The sequence below is a fragment of the Curvivirga aplysinae genome (genome assembly GCF_009711445.1).
GTDB lineage: Bacteria > Pseudomonadota > Alphaproteobacteria > UBA8366 > Aestuariispiraceae > Curvivirga > Curvivirga aplysinae.
Window position 1 is genome coordinate 1 of sequence record NZ_SMMC01000049.1, and the last position, 4,115, is coordinate 4,115.

At 43.4% G+C, this 4,115-nt stretch carries 5 protein-coding genes and 1 tRNA gene; 1 reads left to right on the plus strand and 5 read right to left on the minus strand.

From position 1 onward, the window contains the following. Positions 1 to 125: 125 nt before the first annotated feature. From E1160_RS00540 to E1160_RS00555, 5 genes are all read right to left on the minus strand, one after another. Positions 126 to 575: a DUF2948 family protein gene (locus E1160_RS00540; RefSeq protein ID WP_218048618.1), complete on the minus strand. Its 450-nt coding sequence runs from the start codon at positions 573 to 575 to the stop codon at positions 126 to 128. A gap of 76 nt (positions 576 to 651) precedes the next feature. Beyond that, a complete protein-coding gene (gene murA, locus E1160_RS00545; RefSeq protein ID WP_155153045.1) occupies positions 652 to 1,944 on the minus strand; it encodes a UDP-N-acetylglucosamine 1-carboxyvinyltransferase in 1,293 nt (430 codons plus the stop codon). Positions 1,945 to 2,046: 102 nt separating this feature from the next. After that, the gene (dcd, locus tag E1160_RS00550) at positions 2,047 to 2,601 is read right to left on the minus strand and encodes a dCTP deaminase (protein WP_155153046.1); all 555 of its coding nucleotides are present in this window, start codon (positions 2,599 to 2,601) and stop codon (positions 2,047 to 2,049) included. 108 nt (positions 2,602 to 2,709) lie between these two features. Further along, complete coding sequence (locus tag E1160_RS17055) at positions 2,710 to 2,847, minus strand: hypothetical protein (protein ID WP_218048619.1); 138 nt, start codon at positions 2,845 to 2,847, stop codon at positions 2,710 to 2,712. 87 nt (positions 2,848 to 2,934) lie between these two features. Then, positions 2,935 to 3,807, minus strand: a complete 873-nt coding sequence (locus E1160_RS00555) for a LysR family transcriptional regulator (protein ID WP_155153047.1) — start codon at positions 3,805 to 3,807, stop codon at positions 2,935 to 2,937. A 181-nt stretch (positions 3,808 to 3,988) separates the two neighbouring features. On the opposite strand from E1160_RS00555, the gene E1160_RS00560 reads away from it, so the two are divergent. Further along, positions 3,989 to 4,063 (plus strand) — tRNA-Thr (locus tag E1160_RS00560). Positions 4,064 to 4,115 lie beyond the last annotated feature (52 nt).

Genomic DNA, 4,115 nt, shown 5'->3' on the forward strand with positions numbered 1-4,115 from the left:
ATATAGCCTAACTAGTTTTTTTGTTCAAGCGGGATATGATTAAAGATGAATATATTTAAAAACAAAACCGCAGCCTGTTTCCAAGCTGCGGTTTATAATATTACTTATTTTTTCTTCTAGTTTAATTATGTATTTTCATGTCCGGGTAACCATGCGGTCCCCCATCTTTCACCTAGATCTTCTATCACGGCACTTACATTGGAAACGGTAAGACGGATAGCTTTATCATCTGCAAATTGTAACATTACAAAGCCAGCACCATCCAATTGATCGTCTTTATCAGGCGCAAATGCAATTGTTAATAGAGATAAAATTTGGTCCGTATTTTGTTTGGATAAACCTTTATAGGCAACCGCAGTCACATTATCGAAGCGCAAACCACTATGAGAACGGAAATAGTCACGATCGCCTTCTTGTACCTGATCCCAACAGAACCTATTTAAAACTGCGACAAAGCTTTTCTGTTCCTGACTATAAGATATATCCGCAACAGAAATCAGGGCATCCTGACATAAGGAAGATAATACAGACATATCTTCCAAATTTTGCGCCATCATTTTTAAGGCTTTTGTCATCTTGCCCTCATTTCGCATCAACATGTATCAGGAAGTTTAAGTGCTTCAGATTCAAAGCACAATAGAAGCCTGAAAATTAATCAGGCTCTTTTTCCCGACGAATATTTGCCCCACATGCCGCAAGCTTTTCTTCCAATCGTTCATAGCCACGATCAAGATGATAAATACGGCTTACGATTGTTTCACCTTTTGCAACCAATCCTGCAATAATCAAGGACATAGAGGCACGCAAATCCGTCGCCATCACAGGTGCCCCATTCATCCCGTCCACACCGCGAATCATCGCCGAACGTCCATGTAGATTAATATTCGCCCCCATGCGGGTGAGTTCCGGCACATGCATAAAACGATTTTCAAAAATTGTTTCTGTGACCATGGACGCCCCATCTGTTGTGGTCATCAAGGCCATAATCTGTGCCTGTAAATCGGTCGGGAAGCCCGGATAGGGTTCAGTCATCACATCCGTGCCTGATAATGCCTCACATGACACGCGGAAACCATCTTCGGTTTCTTCAAACTCAACACCGGCCTTTTGTAAGGCTTCGACTGCAGCACCCAAATGATCCAAACGGCCACCAATCAATTCCACATCACCGCGTGTGGCGGCAACTGCCATTGCAAGGCTACCAGCCTCAATTCGGTCTGCCACGACTGAATGCGTACAGCCATGCAGACTATCCACACCTTCAATAATCAATGTGTCAGAGCCAACACCTTCGATCTTTGCCCCCATAGCAATCAGGCAATCGGCTAAATCCGTAATTTCAGGTTCTCGAGCCGCATTGATCAAACGCGTTGTGCCTTTAGCTAGACAAGCTGCCATCATTAAATTCTCTGTCGCCCCAACAGAGACGAATGGGAAAGTCACATCTGCCCCGATCAAACCATCTGGTGCCTTGGCAACAACATAACCTTGGTCCAGTTCGATTTCGGCCCCTAAAGCCTCCAAACCTTTGAGATGAAGATCAACCGGACGGGTGCCGATGGCACATCCTCCCGGCAAGGATACGCGCGCCTCCCCACAACGGGCTAAAATCGGGCCTAACACCAAAATACTTGCACGCATCTTACGAACCAGATCATAAGGCGCGGTTGTATCTGTTATTTCTTTCGCTTGAAGGGTTAGGCAACGACCATACTTGCTTTCACCTTTGCTGCTTTGATCTCCATTCATGGTAATTTGCACACCATGTTGCACTAACAAACGTGCCAAGGTTTCAATATCGGCTAAGCGTGGTAAATTCTGAAACGTAATTGGGTCGGATGTAAGCAAGCTTGCACACATTAACGGAAGGGCTGCGTTTTTCGCACCACCAACCTGAATTTTACCGGATAGGCGATTTCCACCTTGAATGACAATTCTGTCCATTACAATGTCCTAATTGTTTAAACACAAGAAGCGGAAAGTAATCCTCCGCTTCTTACCAACGCCAATAAAGCGTCCTGATTTCAGATAGCTATGCTGAATGGTTTAGAGGCGTGGTAATGTTACGCCTGTCTGTCCCATATATTTACCCGCACGATCTTTATAAGATACTTGGGGTGCCTCATCCCCTTGGAAGAACAAGAACTGGCAAGCACCTTCATTGGCATAAATTTTTGCCGGAAGCGGTGTTGTATTGGAAAACTCCAATGTCACATGACCTTCCCATTCAGGTTCAAGCGGGGTAACATTTACAATAATCCCACAACGGGCATATGTAGATTTACCAAGACAAACAACCAAAGTATCCCGCGGAATACGGAAGTATTCCACCGTACGGGCTAAAACAAAACTATTTGGCGGAATGATACAAACATCTGTCTTACGATTTACAAATGTCTGTTCAGAGAAGTTCTTTGGATCCACAACGGCGTTATCCACATTTGTGAAAATCATAAATTCATCAGAAACCCGTGCATCATAGCCATAGGAAGAAACACCGTAAGAGATAATCCCTTCACGTTTTTGACTATCAACAAATGGTTCGATCATGCCGTGTTCTTCAGCTTGTTGACGAATCCAATGGTCGGGTTTGATTGACATGGCAGTCCCCTTTAGAACTTCTCATATAAATTACTATTTTTTGATTGCGGCAAGAATGCGACGATTCGTAGGTAAGAAACAGGTTTATTACATTTCTTATCTGTTTTTTTAATCGTCTTGATCGGTCTGACGACGTTCGCGGGATTGATCTTTGCGACGGCGCAGATTTTCGCGGAGTTTCGCCGCCATACGTTCCTGACGTTCTTCGGCTTTTGTCTTTTTTGGTTTATCAGACCCTTCGGACATATTTTATACCCTTTTCACACTTTATTTCCTAAAGAATATAGCCGCGCATTTTAAGGATTTGATTGGTGAAAACAAGTGTTAGAATGTTTAGGCCACAACGGACAAATTCACAATTGTGAACTCTTGTGAAATTTCCTCTATCAAGGCTGACACTGCTGGCGTGTTTTGGCGACTATTCCCACGGATCACTTGTACTGTGGCTGGCGGCGTTCCAAATACATCATCCAATACATTCATGTCAGAGGTGATATGTCTTTCACTTAACAGCGACACCCCCATACCAGACCGAATAGCCGATACCATGCCTGTAACACTTGGACATTCCAGTACAATGTTAAAATCGTGATTTTCCGTTAGACCGTTTTCCATCACCCAGCGCTTATAAAAACAATGTTGGTCGAAAGTCATAAGCGGGATTGGTTTGCTTTCATCCAAAATAAAATCTTTTGATTTCACCCAATGGATGTTCAAATCTTCCAGCAGGATATCCTTTGATTTCATATCGCTTTTAAACATCTGCAAGACAGCCAGATCAATCCCCCCTTCTTCCAAATCCTTTGCCAGCAACAAACTTGGCCCGATTTGGGTGTGAACAGATACTTCTGAAAAATGACGAGAAAACCGCCCCAGAATTTGTGACAAACCTTCCAATACATCTTCGGAAAGACCCAGACGGATTTTGCCACTTAAACTACGCCGCGATAATGTCATCAAGGCTTCATCATGTAAGTTTAAAATACGATCCGCATAGGCCAATAAACGCTCACCTGTTTCTGTTAAGATCGCAGCGCCAGCTTTACGGTTTAACAAATTAGCCTCAATAGCCTCTTCCATGCGCCGTAATTTATGACTAACGGCTGATTGGGATAACCCCATCATTTCTGCCGCACGGGTCACTCCGCCATAGCGCACAACGAATTGCAAAGTCCTAAGTGAATCTATTTCCAACCGTCGAGACATATCATATCACCTCACATGACAAATAATAATATATAATTTCAGTATACCTATTTTTGTCATGCATGAAAAGTTTCAATTTAATGATCATTTCTATCTTGCCAGATCGACAGGCCTATGGCATATACGCGCGGTCTTTACGGGATATCTATTCCCCTTTTATATTATGATTTAAAGACAATCGGCCGCGGTAGCTCAGTGGTAGAGCGCACCATTGGTAATGGTGAGGCCGAGAGTTCAATTCTCTCTCGCGGCACCAGTTTTCTTCCTCAGAATATTGTTCAAATTCGTATACGTCGTTTTTCCAAACA

Excerpts from the sequence above, each read along its gene's own strand:
- E1160_RS00540 (WP_218048618.1), bottom strand. The coding sequence starts at position 575 with ATGACAAAAGCCTTAAAAATGATGGCGCAAAATTTGGAAGATATGTCT.
- murA (WP_155153045.1), bottom strand. The coding sequence starts at position 1,944 with ATGGACAGAATTGTCATTCAAGGTGGAAATCGCCTATCCGGTAAAATT.
- dcd (WP_155153046.1), bottom strand. The coding sequence starts at position 2,601 with ATGTCAATCAAACCCGACCATTGGATTCGTCAACAAGCTGAAGAACAC.
- E1160_RS17055 (WP_218048619.1), bottom strand. The coding sequence starts at position 2,847 with ATGTCCGAAGGGTCTGATAAACCAAAAAAGACAAAAGCCGAAGAACGT.
- E1160_RS00555 (WP_155153047.1), bottom strand. The coding sequence starts at position 3,807 with ATGTCTCGACGGTTGGAAATAGATTCACTTAGGACTTTGCAATTCGTT.